Below are 15,370 nucleotides of genomic sequence, written 5' to 3'. Positions count from 1 at the left end.
TGGCCGTCCACTGAAGGTGATTTAACTATTCCAAACCAAAACTTCGATTGGCGTTGGGTTGTAACCGTTACAGGGATTATTTAATTGTGGGCAATTCGATATGAGCACCGTGATGTCCATTAACGCTTTTAATTCTACGTATTTACCCGGCGCCGAAATGCCATCTTCAAAGGTTAGGCCGCCATCTTCGGTTACCGGTACATTCATAAAGAAATTAATGTTATGAGTGATATCACGTTTGTCTAAACCAAATTCAGGATTTTCGGCAATGGCAAGCATCCAGCTATCACGGCAAGCGTGCATGCAACGTTTCTCTAAATCATAACGAACGGTATTACTTTCAGTTGCGCAAGCACCACCCAATGTATCGTGACGTCCGCAGGTGTCGGCAACGATTTCTAACATGGGGTTATTCAGATTAGACCGAAGAACGCTGCCATCGGTTAAATAAACATTTCCTTGTTCGCGAATAGTATCGGTTGCGCTGTAACGCTCTTCAGGGTTGTGTGAATTATAAAATAACGTATCGGCGGCTTGATTACCTTCGAGATCTAGAATTCTTAAAACACTGCCCGCAGTGATATTGTGAATAAAATAATCGCCCGCCAAGACTTTCTGGGTGAAATCGGCATTTTCTGCCATTAAATGACTGATTTTCATAGCGCTACGATTCCTTGTTGCTGCCCCAAGTAATACAACTGGTTATTGGCGAAGCCGCGTTGATTTTCGGGTCTAAAATTCAAACAATAATCGTCATCCATAACGGGTTCAGCAGCAGAAATATCTATTTTTACCGGTTTTGCTGGGTAATTTTCTTCGGTATTTAATGGATGAGGGCAGGTGTGTAATATCACAAGCGTATTCATTTCAAAGCGAAGTGTAATGCTGTTACCCGGTGATGAATGATTTTTGTTGAACGTTAATGCACCGTTTGCATCGGTGGTAATTTTGCTGAATAAATTTAAATTAGCAGCAAGATCTTTTAAACCTAAGCCGTATTTAGCGAGTTCAACTAAAAAAGCATCGTGTCCGTTTTGATGCCAGGCATTGCGATGATTTTGATAGTCGCGAACACCCCACGATTTTGTGACTTGATTTGCGGTGCAGTTACCACCAACCGTATCGTGCCAACCTAAATCATCCTGCGTGATGGATGCGAAAATCCGCCCCATGTCTGAATATAGGCAGTTGCCGCGTGTTAATTTAAAGGTGTGCTGGCATTTTAGCGTGTCGGGTGCGTTGTATTTTTCTAACAGATTGTCGGGATTATAAAAAAGCATACCGACGTTCGCGCCACCTTCGATATCGGTAAGCGTCATTTGTGTGCCACGCAATAACCTGAGTGACCAATGCCCGCCGGGAGCAATAGTGGTGGAGTAGGTTGATAAGCTCACGGTGTCTCCAGAGTTTTATCTAAACAGTATTTAGGAACCGCTGATTAAATCATCCATAATTTAATTAGGGGACAGACATTGAAAATGCGATTTTCAATGTCTGCACAATTTCAATCACTTAGAGTTCTTGAAATTGGCGATACATCCTTGTTTCGCTAGAAACTCTAAATTAATCAGAGTTTCCTTTGATTTAGAGTTTCCTTTGATTTAGAGTTTCTTTTAATTTAAAAAAAGAGCGCTCAATAGTTTTCGAGTTCAATTATTTTGTCGGTGACAATAAATTTTCATAATTCGAATTTTTAGAAACCGGTAAATTGTAGGTAATTGTTGCGCCGTAGGCGTTCGGGGCTTGTGGGTCGTGACGAATTTTATCGAATACCCAAAGTCGCGTGCCTAGATAAAAACCTTCTTTTAAATCGTGAGTGACCATAAATATGGTTAAGCCGTGCTCGCGCCATAAGTTTAGAACCAGTTGATGCATTTCGGCACGAATACCCGGATCTAGAGCGCCGAAGGGTTCGTCCAATAACAGTATTTTTGGTTTGCCCAGTAGCGCTTGAGCAATGGCCAAACGTTGTTTCATTCCGCCGGATAACTCGTGTGGATATTTTTTTAAAGCGTGCTCTAAACCCACTTCTTTGAGTAGTTTTTCCGCCGCAGATTTTGCTTCTCGTTTGGCTTTGCCAAATAAATATCCAGTAAAACCTTTGCGCTCAAATGCTTTTGCGGCCATGACATTTTCTAAAACCGTCATGTGTGGAAACACGGAATACTGCTGAAAAACAATGCCCCTTTCTGGGCCGGGTTCGCTGGCAATAGGCTTGCCGTTAATCAACAATTCACCCCGAGACAATTGCTCGGTGCCTAATAATAAGTTCAGAAAAGTGCTCTTACCACAGCCGGAGCTACCGACCATGGTAATAAAATCCCCTTCTGCCACGGTTACATTAAGTTGCTCTAAAACAACGTTTTCGCCGTAGTTTTTCCACAAGTTTTTAACTTCAATCACTATCGATTACCTTGTGAATGCCACGGATACAATTTTCGATTCAGTAACGCTAAAAGCTGGTCAACAATAAACGCCAATAATGTAATCCACGCGACGTAGGGTAAAATAACGTCCATGGATAGATATCTTCGTACCAAAAATATTCGGTAACCTAGGCCGTCGGTTGCGGCAATGGCTTCGGCGGCAATTAAAAATAACCAACCTGCACCCAGTGATAAACGCACAGAATCGATGAGTTTTGGCATTAATTGCGGCAGCAAAACGCGAACTATAATTTGTGATGTATTTGCGCCTAAGGTTTGCGCCTTTACTAATTGTTCGTTGGGAATTTCTTCGGCGCGTCTTTGAATGTCGCGAGCAATAAATGGAAAGATGCCAATAACGATTAGAACAACTTTAGATAATTCGCCAAGACCAAAAACAATAAATAGAATTGGTAGTAATGCCAACGGTGGAATTAATGAGATAACCGTTAAAAAGGGCGATAAGCCCGATTTCACCAATGGAATTGCACCGGTAAAAATACCAAATAGCAAACCCAATGCTGCTGCACATAAAACGCCTAATCCTAACCGCTTTAGACTGCTTGCGGTATCTATCCAAAATGTGTACTCGCCGCTGCGTTTGCTAGGCTCTAGAGCCAAGCGTTCCATCGCGTCAGCCATTTTGCTAACCGGCGGTAATAATTTGTCGTCAGCGTTTTCAGCAAGTCGCGCATTAGAATTAATTACATAAAGTACGGCAATTAAAAAAAACGGCAAAATTCCAAGTGCAAACGCTAGAGGTTTCGAGGGCTTTAAATTGATTAGGCGTTTCATAGAATAATTATTTACAGTTTTCCGTCTGCGGCCATTTGCATAAAGGTTGGATCGAAACGCAATTTAATATTGTTTGGATCACCGTAAATGCCTGAGGGTGTTTCAATGCCAACAAAGCCTGCATCCGGTGCGCCTTCGCCTAAAATGCCGTGGTCAAATGAAAATTCAGCAACCTGTTGCATAGTGGTTTTTAATTCAGAACTATTGGTTAACGATAGTGCTTGGCTCGGCTGATAAAACATTTCGGTGCTTGCTAGCTGCGCTTCATACCCGGTTAAATCGGTACCGGAAGCTTCGGCCATAAAAGTTTTTGCTTCTTTTGCAGCAGCGTCGTCACCGCTCATGGTTGCCATGATTTCATACCAGGCGCCAACCAGTGCTTTACCGAAATTAGGGTTTTCTTTTAGAACATCGGTATTTACAACTAACAGATCAATAATTTCGCCGGGAATTTTTGAAGAATCAAATACCAGATTGCTGCTGGGGTTTGTAAGAATTTCGCCTAATAAAGGGTTCCATGTAACAACAGAAGTCACATCGGATGTGCCGTAAACAGAAACCAAATCTGCGTCGGAGGTATTTACTACTTTTAAATCACGTTCTGATAATCCCACGCTATCTAATGCGCGAGCTAATAAATAATGTGAAACACTTAATTCAACCAGATTAACGGTTTGACCTTTGATTTCGGCGAGGGATTTTTTATCTTTGAGTACAACACCATCGTTGCCGTTGGAGAAGTCTCCAACAATTAATGCGGTTGAATCTACGCCACCCGCAGCAGGAATGGTTAGCGCATCCATGTTCGTCATAGAGCAACCGTCAAAAGCTCCGGCGGTATATTGATTTATGGATTCTACGTAATCATTGATTTGCACAACATCAATTTTAATATCGTATTTATCGGCCCATTTTTTAACGATACCGTGTTCGGCACCATAGGCCCAAGGCATCCAACCCACGTAAATTGACCAGCAAATTTTAAAATTATCGCGAGCAAATACTGAATTAGTCAGGGAAATTAATAGCGCTGCAAGGAGAAGGTGTTTCATTGGAGACCTCTCGGATTTATAAGTATCAAATTTTCAGTTACGTGGAGCACTCTTGGCTAAACGCCAATTAAGTCTCCCGGGCTTTTGTCCCGCCGTGTAACCTCTATCTGAACTATCCGAAAGGAAAGTTAAGGAAGGTCGAGTGCTCTCGGACCAGTCGCTTAAGAATAAGCCGGAACCCTAGCGCTCTATTTAATCAAATTGTATCGCCGTCTATACCAAGAGTACGGTCGTTTTTATTAAAGCAGTCTTTATGCCACCGAGTAGATGTCTTGGAATTGGCGGTATTAAGCGGCTACCTACAAAATTAACTATTATCATACGATCATAGTTGGTGCATTTCTATTTTTTATTTAAGTTAATGGTGCGCCCTTTAGTAATAATTTTGTATTTTGTAAGGAATCCTTCTTCAATTTCTGTCAGCTTAAATTAAACCGAGTAATAATTATTAATATCGTCGCGAGTAACAACGCCTAGAATTTCGGTCTCCAGCGGTAATTGTCGAGGGTTTTGTACATACACGGCCTCGACGGATTCGCTTTTCATTAATAAATGCGCTTCAAGTACGGTAGCCTGCTCGTGAATGGGAGGCATAGTGAGTTTTTTGCCCGGCACTTCTAAAAGGTCGATGGGTTTTTCAAGGGTCAAAATGGCATTTGGTGCGTCTTCTAAAAAGCGCGCTAAGTCTGCGGCACGTAATAGACGTTTGGTTTTACCAAGTTCATTGAGAACAATCCAATCCGGTCTTTTCTCTAGCAGTTCGATTGCTTTTTTATGGTCAATTTTATAAGGAGAAGACACTAATTTGACGTTCATAAGACTTCGGATGCCGATCCTTCGCAGGTCGTTTTCAAAGCTTGTGGATTTAACAATTAAACCTTGGCTTTTTAGGCTGGTAACAAATATGCCTTGGTCACCGATAAAATATCGTGTTGTTAAACAAGAAATTACCACGACCAGCATACTTGGGAAAATAATGGTGGGATTGTTGGTTAATTCGAGCATGGTAACCAGAGCAGTGAGTGGAGCGTTGAGTACAGCTCCAAGGCTTGCGGTCATGCTCACTAGCACATAAAAGGTGGTTCCCGAGGCGTGAATAGGGTACGCCCAATGTGCGAAGAAACTTAAAATGGCTCCGAAAATTGCGCCAATAAATAATGTTGGGCCGATTAATCCACCGGGCATACCAAGATTTACACTGACGCCGGTTGCTATTATTTTTCCGATTAAAATTAATGTCAGTAATTTAACCTCTGTGTGGTCGAGCATGGCTTCTGCGACTGTGTCGTAGCCAAGACCTAAAATCTCCGGCAGATAAAGTGCAATTACTCCAGTTACTGCACCTGCGAAGCTTATGCGAATAAATATGGGCGTCGCATGCAATGGATTTTTCAATAGCATTAATTTAGAAAATACGGTGGCCAATAATCCAATTAGAACTCCTGCCACGAGTAAAAACGGTAATTCGGTTAGGCTGGTAATTGCAATATCTTGAACGCTAAAAACAAACTCTGTACCAAATGCTAGGCGCGTAATTAGCGCTCCCGCAAAAGACGCCATAATTACTGGCACAAAACCGGTAATTGTGTACTCCATTAAGACCACTTCCATCGCAAATATAACGCCTGCTAATGGCGTGTTAAATGAGGCCGAAATGGCAGCAGCGACACCGCAGGCTACTAAATTACGTAAGCTGTTGTTGGGAATTTTGAGAACCTTACCAAAGCCGCTGGCTGCTCCTGCACCTAAATGTACAGCTGGTCCTTCTCGACCTACGGATTGACCAGTGATTAAACACAAGGCTCCGGCAAAAAATTGCACCCAAAAGTTGGATTTTGCTAAATGCCCTTGGAAGTTGTAAAGGCGATCGAGTACGTATCCGGCGCCAACGCGAATACTGCGCTTGGGAAGAAATTGAAAAATAATGCCGATAATCACAGCTCCCGCAAAAGGAACTAAAAATCTTAAATAAAATGGTAATGTTTCGAAGCCTTCTGAATTGGGTAAATACAGGCTTGTGCCGAGTTCAATGAGCGCTCGAAACGAAACAATTAGAACAGCGGCGAGGCATCCGGTGATTAAACCTAAAATAGTTAACTGTGGCAGTGCATTCAAGTATGAAAGCTGATGACGGAAATTGGTCAAAGACGAGGTTATTGCTGATCGAAAACCTTTTTGCATTGGACGATACGACGAGTCAATGAATTTAGAATTAGCAAGGGTAAACTAAAAGTTCCTGTAACGGTAATTTAAGACACCGGTAGAATTGCCGATATAGGAAATTCCGATTAACCCAGCGTTTCCAGAGACACTGGAATGGGTTGCCAATTTCAAGCGCTATAAGTAATTGAAATTGTATAGAAATTGAAATTCGTATTGTCAATTTCCGATATCTGTGTCGTTCATCGATACGTTAATCAGGGTTCTCTATAGTTATTTTCATCTTCCAGTATTGGGGCTACGCAATGGCGTCAATCACCAATACTTTAGCTTTTGGTTCTGCGTGGGTATCATTGCCGCCTTTATTTGACGATCGTTGTTGGTGCGAATCGCACGATCATATGGGCTAGAGGGCTTTTTCAATGGTAAAAGTAGGTATCGTTGGTGCCACTGGTTATACCGGTGTTGAGTTGCTGCGAGTTTTGGTCAATCACCCGCAAGCGGAAGTTGTTGCGGTAACCTCTCGTTCTGAGGCGGGCGTAAAAGTGAGTGATTATTTTCCAAGCCTACGAGGTCGCCTTGAGCTTACTTTTACCGATCCAACCTTTGATGAGCTCAGTCACTGCGATGTGGTGTTCTTCGCCACGCCTCATGGTGTAGCTCAGGCCCAGGTTCCTGAACTGATTTCTCGTGGCGTTAGGGTTATTGATTTGTCTGCGGACTTTCGAATCCGAGATGTCGCCCTCTGGGAGAAGTGGTACAACCAACCTCATGGTTGTCCCGATTTGGTCGATATGGCTGTATACGGCTTGCCAGAGCGTAATCGTGAGCAGATTGCTAACGCTAAGTTGATTGCCTGTCCAGGATGCTATCCTACGGCCACGCAAATGGCTTTTTTACCGTTAATTGAAGCAGGTATTGTTGATACTCAGTCGTTAATTGCGAATGCGGCGTCAGGTGTCAGTGGGGCTGGTCGTCAGGGTAAGATCGACAATCTTTTTGCCGAAATCTCCGACAGTTTTAAAGCGTATGGCGTTAGTGGTCATCGTCATCTGCCGGAAATTGAGCAGGGTCTGAATGATGCGTTGCCTCAGGATGAAAAAGTCAGTTTGACTTTTGTGCCGCATTTATTGCCCATCATTCGCGGTATTCACGTAACGGCCTACGCAAAATTGCGTGACACTAGTGTTGATTTGCAGGCGTTGTTTGAAAGCCGTTACGCAAACGAACCCTTTGTTGATGTGCTGCCAAAGGGCAGTTGTCCACAAACTCGAACCGTGAAGGGGACTAACCTCTGTCGAGTTGCAGTCGCTCGCCCTCAAGAGCGTGACACGGTTGTAGTGATGTCTGTTATTGATAATTTGGCAAAAGGTGCCTCAACTCAGGCAATCCAGAATTTTAATATCATGTTTGGGTTGCCAGAAGGTCAAGGTTTAGAGCAGGTCGCATTATTCCCATAAGATTTGCTTCTACAATTACAGTCATCTGCACAGAACAAAATATTCTAATGGGAATGGCTTGAGCGATGACAAAACTCAAATCGACAAAATCGAAACAGTTAGTAGTGGTTGAGCATCAGCCGTGGCGAGGGCGCATTTTGTTGCTCGTCGCGGTAGTGGCGATTGTACTTGCAAGCTTTGGCGGGTATTGGTTTGGTGGCTACGTGTTACGTCAAGAAGTGGCTGAGCTCACTGTCGCAAAGCAGGCGCTAGAGTCAAAGCTTGCGAGCGCAGAGGATAAGGTTAACGAATTGCGTCAACAATCGGCGAATCTGCGTTTGGGTTCAGAGATCGATAAAAAAGCCAGCGAAGATGTGCGCAATCAGGTTGTAGAACTCAGAGATAAGATCGCAACTTTAGAGGCTGATATCAGTTTCTATCGTGGCATCATGTCACCGAAAGGTAATCAGCAAGGTCTGACCATTGGACAGGTCGATTTCATCGCCACACAAATCCCGCGCCATTATCAATATCGAATGGTTATCCAGCAACTGGCAAGTAATCACAATTTGATTTCCGGGGCGTTAACTGTCACTGTTGTGGGCCGACAGGGCGGCCAGGCGCGCCAATTTCCATTGAAAGATCTTTCTGAGCAAATCGACGACGAAGACATCAAGTTGCGATTTAAATACTTCCAGAATATCGAAGGCGAGCTAGTTCTTCCCGAAGGTTTTGAGCCCGAACGTATCGAATTGATGGCAAAATCGAGTGGTAAAAACGGGCAATTAGTAGAGAAAAAGTTTGGTTGGTTGGTTCAGGAGACCTAGAACAATGTTCAACAAAAAAAGCGCTGACGTAAGTACGCCAAAAGCTTCGAAAGGTGCGACTACGTTGATTTCAAATACCACGGAAATCAAAGGTGATTTGGCTTTTAGTGGCAATCTTATGATTGAAGGTAAGGTGTTTGGCAATATTACTGCCGCTGAAGGCCCTGCCCATCTTCAGGTTCTCGACTCTGGCGAGGTTATCGGTGAGATTCGAGTGCCGACCATTATCATCAATGGTCGTGTTCGAGGTGATGTCTATTCAAGCGAACACGTTGAGCTCGCAGAGCGCGCCGTTGTTGATGGCAATGTTCATTACGCGTTGATTGAGATGGTTAAGGGTTCACAGGTTAACGGTAATCTTGTGTTCGAAAAAGTACAGCCTGCCAAGGCTCCAGCTAAGTCTGATAAACCATCTGCCAAGTCAGATTCTAAACAAGACTTGAAAAATGGTGGCGCTGAGCCCATTAATGCTTGATCATTAGACTCAAGTATTTTTTGGCTTTCAACTGGTTACGAGGTGACTATGGCTTCTGGTGTTATGTATCATGACGCTGCCGCAGATTCTGCTAACTCTTTAATTAATCTTACTGATAGCGCGGTAAGTAAAGTGCGAGAGTTGATTGAAGATGAAGGTAATGAAGACTTAAAGTTTCGAGTGTATGTAACCGGTGGCGGCTGCTCTGGATTCCAATACGGTTTTACTTTCGATGAATCAACTACCGACGATGACTCCGTTATCTCGGTTGGTGGTGTTTCTGTTTTAGTAGACTCCCTGAGTTACCCTTTTTTGACCGGCTCCACTGTCGATTATGAACAAGGGTTAGCGGGTGCTCGATTTGTGGTAACCAATCCCAATGCGTCTAGCACCTGCGGCTGCGGAGCTTCCTTTACTATATAGTTTGAATTCACAACAAGTTTTTGGGTGGAGTTGTGAGTTTGGTCGATACTCTATGAAAAACTTGTTTTATTTCTTTCTCATTTTCTTCGGTTGGTCATCTTTAGTGAATGCGCAAGTCGAACAGCGCAATGACTTGCTGTTCGAAGGCAACTATCTGGCGCGCATTGGTAACAACTCTCCCGAAGAAATTGAGCGTGCACTTGTGCGTATTGAGCAGTATTTTCTGGCCGATCAACCTGAAGGTGATTACGACCCAGTTGTAATCGTATTGCACGGCCCAGAAGTCGGCATTTTTTTACGCAGTCAATATCAAGAACATAAGCACTTGGTCGATTTGGCTGCTCGTCTAACCGCCTTCGAAGTCGTGGATATTCGTGTTTGCGAGACCAGTATGGGAGTGCTTGGTCGGCCAGTGAATGAGCTGGTTCCTTTCGTAAATACCGTACCTTTTGGGCCTGCCGAGGTGAATCGCCTCATTAGCGAAGAGCAATACCTATACTTTTGACAAGCAGCCGACGGCTAAAAAGTCGTTGGCTTTTAGGTATTGTTTGCATTAACGTCTGGATTTTCCATCGATTTCCAAAAAAATTTCTATGCGTATTCGCGAAGCAACAGAAGACGACTTTGGACAAATTTGGCCAATCTTCCATGAGGTCGTCTCGGCGGGTGATACCTATGCCTTTGACGTTAACACCGATGCTGCTGGAGCGCGAAGGCTTTGGCTCGATGTGCCGCGTAAAACATTTGTTGCCGAAGATAAAGGCGAAATAGTCGCGACCTATTACATTAAAACCAATCAATCTGGCCCTGGTGAGCATGTATGTAACTGCGGTTATATGGTGGCGAGTGTCCATCGAGGTAAAGGAATTGCTGCTGAGTTGTGCGAGCATTCTCAACTGATCGCCAGGTCGCTTGGTTACAAGGCTATGCAATTTAATTTTGTCGCTACTTCTAACACCGGCGCGGTTCGGCTTTGGTCAAAACTTGGATTTGAGACTGTTGGGCGGTTACCCCAAGCCTTTAACCACCCAGAGCAAGGTTTGGTGGACGCTTTGGTGATGTATAAATGGCTCTAATTTTAAGAGTTTCTCGTGCGCTTTATGGTTAGTGCTTTTTAGCTAGAACTTCGTGGTGCGGCGGGATATATCGCACCCAATACGAGATCTCTGGTTGCTCCGGTAACACTGGGGCAGTTATTCGTTAAGTTCTTCATTGTGCGCATCGCCAGCCATGCAAATCCAGCTGATTCTACCTGTTGTGGGTCAATGCCAAGGTCTGCTGTGCTTTTCACACCTACGTTGAATAATTCAGATAACCGCGTCATTAGTGCAGTGTTGAATGCTCCACCACCGCAAATAAATACTTCATCAGGGCTAAACAGTTCTAGTGTTTGCTTTGCGATGCAAGTGGCCGTGAATTCAAGCAGGGTAGCTTGCACATCTTGCGGTAAAAAAACTGTCTGTTCGTCGAAGTCCTCAAGAATGGCGTTTAGCCAATCCAAGTTAAACTCTTCTCTACCTGTACTTTTGGGATGCGGTTGCGACAAAAATGGGTGTGCGAGTAGTTTTTCGAGCAGGCTTTCGCTTACGATTCCTGATTTCGCCCAATTGCCATTTTCATCAAATGGTTTGCCTTGGTGCATTTCACACCAGGCGTCCATCAGACGATTGCCCGGCCCTAGATCGAAGCCAATTAGCTCATTGTTAGGATCAAGTTTAGAAAGGTTGCTGATGCCGCCAATGTTAATTATTGCTCGTGATTTGTTGGGCGAAGAGAAAAAAGCTCTGTGAAAAATAGGAGCTAAAGGTGCTCCTTGCCCACCTGCTGCTATATCTTTACTGCGGAAGTCTGCGACTGTGGTGATACCGGTAAGTAGCGAGATTACGCTGGCATCACCAATTTGCCAACTAAACGGAAAGGGGGATGTACCTGGAGGACGGTGCCGTATCGTTTGTCCGTGACTGCCGATAGCAGAAATCTCCGTAGATTTTTTTCCGGACTTTTCCAACAGAGACACAGCTGCTTGGGCAAATAAATAGCCAAGCTCTTGATGAGTTTCCCCGATCCGATCAATAGAGTAGGAATTGCAGGTGGTGAGCTCATCCAAACGCAATTTCAGATCGTTTGGAATGTCGTGGCAGCAATGATTTAAAAGCTGGAAGTGCTCTTTGGTGACTTCCAGCAACACAGCATCGATACTATCGATGCTAGTGCCGGACATTAGCCCAATATAGAGCTCAGTTGTCATTGCTTGGGGTCGTTTACGTCTTGCAATGCAAGCTGTGTATTAGCAATTACACCAAGTTTTGCAAGGTGTGGCTGAGTTTGCTGAGCAAAGCGTAACATTTGTGCGTCGGGGATGGATTTCGCTTTTGGTAGTTTCACAGTTACAGGATTTCTTACGGCGCCATTTACATAAAACTCATAATGCAAATGAGGTCCTGTTGCGAGTCCGGTCGAACCAACATAGCCAATAACTTGACCCTGTTTCACGTGAGTGCCATTTTTCACGCCACGACGGAAGTTGTTCATGTGCGCATAAAGGGTTTTATAGGTTTGGCCGTGTTGAATGATTATCGCGTTACCATAACCGCCTTTTTTACCTGCAAATACAACTTTACCATCACCAACAGCTTTAATGGGTGTGCCCTTTGGAGCTGCGTAGTCTGTACCTTTGTGTGCGCGAATGGTGTTCAGCACCGGGTGTTTACGTTGTAGGTTAAAGTGCGAGCTAATACGAGCGAAGTCGACGGGTGTGCGCAGAAATTCTTTGCGCATTGATTGGCCGTCGGGAGTGTAGTATTGGCTGTCACCGGATTCGTCGGTGTATCTAACAGCTCTATAAGTCTTATTTTGATTGGTAAATTCGGCGGCTAAAATTGCGCCATTGGCAAACTTCTCGCCGTCTAGAAATTTCTCTTCGTAGAGGACTTTAAATTTATCCCCTTTGCGAATATCCAGCACAAAATCGATATCCCAACCAAAAATATTGGCCATTTCCATAATGACACTGTCATCCATGCCGACTCGGGAGCCTGCTAAGAACAATGATTCGTTAATTTGAGCCTCATTAAAGGCTAATTTTACGTCTGGAACGGCGGTTTGCTGAGTGAAATCAAAAGAGGCATCTGATTTGTTAAACATCAGAGTATCTAAGCGATTAGGCTTGTATCTAACTGCTACAAGTTCGCCTTCCTCAATCAAAAACTCAATTTCTTCACCCGGCTTAAGTTTGGTGAGTCCTTTGGCAGAGTCGCTACTGTTTACAAATTGATAGACATCTCTATCACTCAGTTTTACGCGCTTAAAAATATTCGACAAGTTATCGCCGGATTTAACAATTTGTTTCTGCCAGTTTTGAGTCGGCTCAGAAGGGCTGTTTTGATCGACTGAACTACTTAGCACTTCCGATGCTATAGCGGTTAGATTGCTATCCTCTGGCTGCGAAAATTCAGTTTCAATAGCTATTTGAGAGGCTGTTGCGGTCGTCTGTGCAGAATCTATTTCCCATTGCGGATCATTTATTTCCTGCTCTGCAAATGATATTGCTTGGTCGGATAAAGCTTTCTCGGCAGAAAGTTCTTTATGCTTAATTGCGTTGGCGTCTTTACTTGGCCAAACAGACAACAATCCAAGCAGCGATACGGTTAGAGCGCTCGTTACAATAAAATGAGTCTTGGGGAAATGCAGCCAGTTTAACGACTTTGATGTTTCTGTTTTTGAATCAATTGGTTGCATGGGAATCTTGAAAATTAGTTAAAAAACACACTGTATTTCTTTGTTTATAACAGAAAAAAGGGTATTTATCATCCCAATGAAACAACTTTATCGAAAATTTTGCGCGTGTTCTCAAGGTTTGCTTTGATTGTTTTTTAAGGTAAGGTTCCGCGTCCTAAAAGTCAGACGTAGATTATCTTTTCTACCTTACAGATTATATCTTTTATTTCTCCTTGTTATTTAATCATAGGCAAAAAATCCATGGCGGTGAGTATTCAAAATCTCCTCGATGACTTGCAATCACGAGGCTTGGTCAATCAGATGACCGGTGAAGAACAATTGATAGAGCATCTGAAAGAGCCTCGCATCCTATATTGTGGTTTTGATCCCACCGCCGACAGTCTTCATATTGGTAGTTTGGTTCCGCTTTTGACGCTGCGACGCTTTCAGTTGGCTGGGCATAAACCTATCGCTCTGGTTGGTGGAGCTACGGGTTTAATTGGTGACCCCAGTTTTAAGGCGCAGGAACGCAAGCTGAATTCGTCCGAAGTGGTAGCAAAATGGACCCAAAAGATTCAGCAGCAGGTATCTCGTTTTATCGAATTCGACTCTGGTGATAATTCAGCGTTGGTAGTAAATAACTTAGATTGGGTTGGCAAGCTTGATTTAGTGAGTTTTTTACGAGATGTGGGTAAGCATTTCTCCGTAAATAACATGATTAATAAAGAGTCGGTTAAGCAAAGATTGGATCGCGAAGGAGAAGGTATTTCCTTTACCGAATTTACCTACATGCTTTTGCAGAGTTATGACTTTGCCGAACTGTTTAAGCGTCAACAGTGCTCCATACAAATTGGTGGTTCCGATCAATGGGGTAACATCATTGGTGGTGTTGACCTTGCTCGCAAGATGTACGGTGGCAGCGTCTTTGGCCTTACTCTTCCACTGGTAACCAAATCTGACGGTACCAAGTTCGGTAAAACAGAGTCCGGTACGATCTGGTTGGATGCATCGAAGACATCGCCCTACGGTTTTTATCAGTTCTGGCTAGGAACAGCCGATGCCGATGTCTACAAGTTCCTAAAATACTTCACGTTCCTATCGGTCGAAGAGATAGACGCGATAGAGGCGGAAGATAAATCGGCAGCAGGTCGCCCCAAAGCGCAAGGTATTCTTGCGGAGCAAGTGACAGAGCTGGTTCATGGCGAAGATGGATTGGCTGCGGCGAAACGAATTACCGAGGCAATGTTCAGTGGTAATTCTGAGTTGTTGAGTGAAAATGATTTGGATCAATTGGCTTTGGATGGCTTACCTTCGAGTAAATTGAGTTTTGCTGATCTTCAGGAAAAGCCTTTAACCACAATTTTGGTTGAGTGTGGAATGGTGTCTGCGGGCCGCGAAGTTAAAGACGCGCTCGGAAGAAGTGCCGTTTGGATCAATGGGGTAGAGAAATCTCAAGATGACAACATGTTGAGTGCTCAAAACTTCTCTAATGAAACTGCTCGTTATGGCCGCTATTTCTTGGTTAAGTTGGGTAAGAAGAAGAACCATCTGATCGAAGTTTCTTACTAATATCCCGAGTGTAAAAATAATTCTAAAAAAGAGTTGTCAGTCAAAAATATATTCCGTATAGTTCGCGCCCTCTTGCCAAGGGGTACAGAGAAAGCCCGCTGTAGAAGGGTTTTCAAAGGCTCCTTGAAGAAAAGATTCATCTATAAAGATTGAGTTTTTTCAAGCAAGGTTCTGGCAGTTTTCGATGTGATTTTTGAGTAAAAAAGCCCATCGAAAAGAACTTGAATAAAGTGCTTGCCAAGAATGAAAGGTTGCGTATAATGCGCGCCCTCTTGTCCAGGAAGAAAAAGAAAGCCATTTATTAAAAGGGTTTTCAAAGCTTCCTAAATAGAAGGTTTTGGTTCTAAGAATTAAGCTTTCTAAAGACAAGGTTCTGGCAAATTTCGAAGTGATTTTTAAGATAAAAAGAGCGACGAAAAAAACTTGAAAAAAGTACTTGCCAAGAACGAGAAGCTGCGTATAATGCGCATCCCACGTTGAGGGGAGG

The 15,370-nt window shown here is 43.6% G+C and carries 16 protein-coding genes and 1 riboswitch; of the genes, 7 read left to right on the top strand and 9 right to left on the bottom strand.

Translation table 11 applies throughout. The features are described from left to right. Positions 1-21 precede the first annotated feature (21 nt). From ACYQ2C_RS14895 to ACYQ2C_RS14870, 6 genes are all read right to left on the bottom strand, one after another. Entirely contained in the window at positions 22-660 is a 639-nt protein-coding gene (locus ACYQ2C_RS14895) for an urea amidolyase associated protein UAAP2 (RefSeq protein WP_460103925.1), read from the bottom strand. Further along, positions 657-1,394, bottom strand: a complete 738-nt coding sequence (locus ACYQ2C_RS14890; RefSeq protein ID WP_460103926.1) for an urea amidolyase associated protein UAAP1 — start codon at positions 1,392-1,394, stop codon at positions 657-659. The genes ACYQ2C_RS14895 and ACYQ2C_RS14890 overlap by 4 nt, the downstream gene beginning before the upstream one ends. Positions 1,395-1,653: 259 nt before the next feature. Further along, positions 1,654-2,403: an ABC transporter ATP-binding protein gene (locus ACYQ2C_RS14885; RefSeq protein ID WP_460103928.1), complete on the bottom strand. Its 750-nt coding sequence runs from the start codon at positions 2,401-2,403 to the stop codon at positions 1,654-1,656. Continuing rightward, positions 2,403-3,221 carry an ABC transporter permease gene (locus tag ACYQ2C_RS14880; protein ID WP_460103929.1) on the bottom strand — a complete coding sequence of 273 codons (819 nt, stop codon included), beginning with the start codon at positions 3,219-3,221 and terminating at the stop codon, positions 2,403-2,405. Before ACYQ2C_RS14880 ends, ACYQ2C_RS14885 begins: the two co-directional genes overlap by 1 nt. A gap of 11 nt (positions 3,222-3,232) precedes the next feature. Further along, positions 3,233-4,273 (bottom strand): putative urea ABC transporter substrate-binding protein, encoded by a 1,041-nt coding sequence (locus ACYQ2C_RS14875; protein ID WP_460103930.1) that lies wholly within the window; start codon positions 4,271-4,273, stop codon positions 3,233-3,235. Positions 4,274-4,344: 71 nt separating this feature from the next. Further along, a riboswitch (guanidine-I (ykkC/yxkD leader) is annotated at positions 4,345-4,468 on the bottom strand. Between the two features lie 234 nt (positions 4,469-4,702). Then, positions 4,703-6,454, bottom strand: a complete 1,752-nt coding sequence (locus ACYQ2C_RS14870; protein WP_460103931.1) for a chloride channel protein — start codon at positions 6,452-6,454, stop codon at positions 4,703-4,705. 401 nt (positions 6,455-6,855) lie between these two features. Between ACYQ2C_RS14870 and argC the strand changes: the two genes are divergently transcribed. From argC to ACYQ2C_RS14840, 6 genes are all read left to right on the top strand, one after another. Then, the gene (gene argC, locus ACYQ2C_RS14865) at positions 6,856-7,893 is read left to right on the top strand and encodes an N-acetyl-gamma-glutamyl-phosphate reductase (RefSeq protein WP_460103932.1); all 1,038 of its coding nucleotides are present in this window, start codon (positions 6,856-6,858) and stop codon (positions 7,891-7,893) included. 65 nt (positions 7,894-7,958) lie between these two features. Further along, the gene (locus ACYQ2C_RS14860) at positions 7,959-8,699 is read left to right on the top strand and encodes a DUF6776 family protein (RefSeq protein WP_460051690.1); all 741 of its coding nucleotides are present in this window, start codon (positions 7,959-7,961) and stop codon (positions 8,697-8,699) included. Between the two features lie 4 nt (positions 8,700-8,703). Then, positions 8,704-9,174: a bactofilin family protein gene (locus tag ACYQ2C_RS14855; RefSeq protein ID WP_460051692.1), complete on the top strand. Its 471-nt coding sequence runs from the start codon at positions 8,704-8,706 to the stop codon at positions 9,172-9,174. A 48-nt stretch (positions 9,175-9,222) separates the two neighbouring features. Next, the gene (erpA, locus tag ACYQ2C_RS14850; protein WP_460051694.1) at positions 9,223-9,597 is read left to right on the top strand and encodes an iron-sulfur cluster insertion protein ErpA; all 375 of its coding nucleotides are present in this window, start codon (positions 9,223-9,225) and stop codon (positions 9,595-9,597) included. Positions 9,598-9,649: 52 nt separating this feature from the next. Beyond that, a complete protein-coding gene (locus ACYQ2C_RS14845; RefSeq protein WP_460051695.1) occupies positions 9,650-10,102 on the top strand; it encodes a DsrE family protein in 453 nt (150 codons plus the stop codon). Positions 10,103-10,190: 88 nt separating this feature from the next. Beyond that, entirely contained in the window at positions 10,191-10,673 is a 483-nt protein-coding gene (locus ACYQ2C_RS14840; protein WP_460051697.1) for an N-acetyltransferase family protein, read from the top strand. 38 nt (positions 10,674-10,711) lie between these two features. Here ACYQ2C_RS14840 and ACYQ2C_RS14835 read toward each other — a convergent pair whose 3' ends face one another. Then, entirely contained in the window at positions 10,712-11,845 is a 1,134-nt protein-coding gene (locus ACYQ2C_RS14835; protein WP_460103933.1) for an anhydro-N-acetylmuramic acid kinase, read from the bottom strand. Continuing rightward, the gene (locus ACYQ2C_RS14830) at positions 11,842-13,335 is read right to left on the bottom strand and encodes an OapA family protein (RefSeq protein ID WP_460103935.1); all 1,494 of its coding nucleotides are present in this window, start codon (positions 13,333-13,335) and stop codon (positions 11,842-11,844) included. Before ACYQ2C_RS14830 ends, ACYQ2C_RS14835 begins: the two co-directional genes overlap by 4 nt. Positions 13,336-13,575: 240 nt before the next feature. On the opposite strand from ACYQ2C_RS14830, the gene tyrS reads away from it, so the two are divergent. After that, positions 13,576-14,883 (top strand): tyrosine--tRNA ligase, encoded by a 1,308-nt coding sequence (gene tyrS / locus ACYQ2C_RS14825; RefSeq protein ID WP_460103936.1) that lies wholly within the window; start codon positions 13,576-13,578, stop codon positions 14,881-14,883. Between the two features lie 159 nt (positions 14,884-15,042). Here the strand turns inward: tyrS and ACYQ2C_RS14820 are convergent. Beyond that, positions 15,043-15,370: hypothetical protein (locus ACYQ2C_RS14820; protein WP_460115706.1), on the bottom strand; the 328-nt coding region annotated here is incomplete at its 5' end.

This window comes from Sessilibacter sp. MAH3, from assembly GCF_054658275.1.
This window is presented reverse-complemented; position numbering and strand designations above follow the sequence as displayed.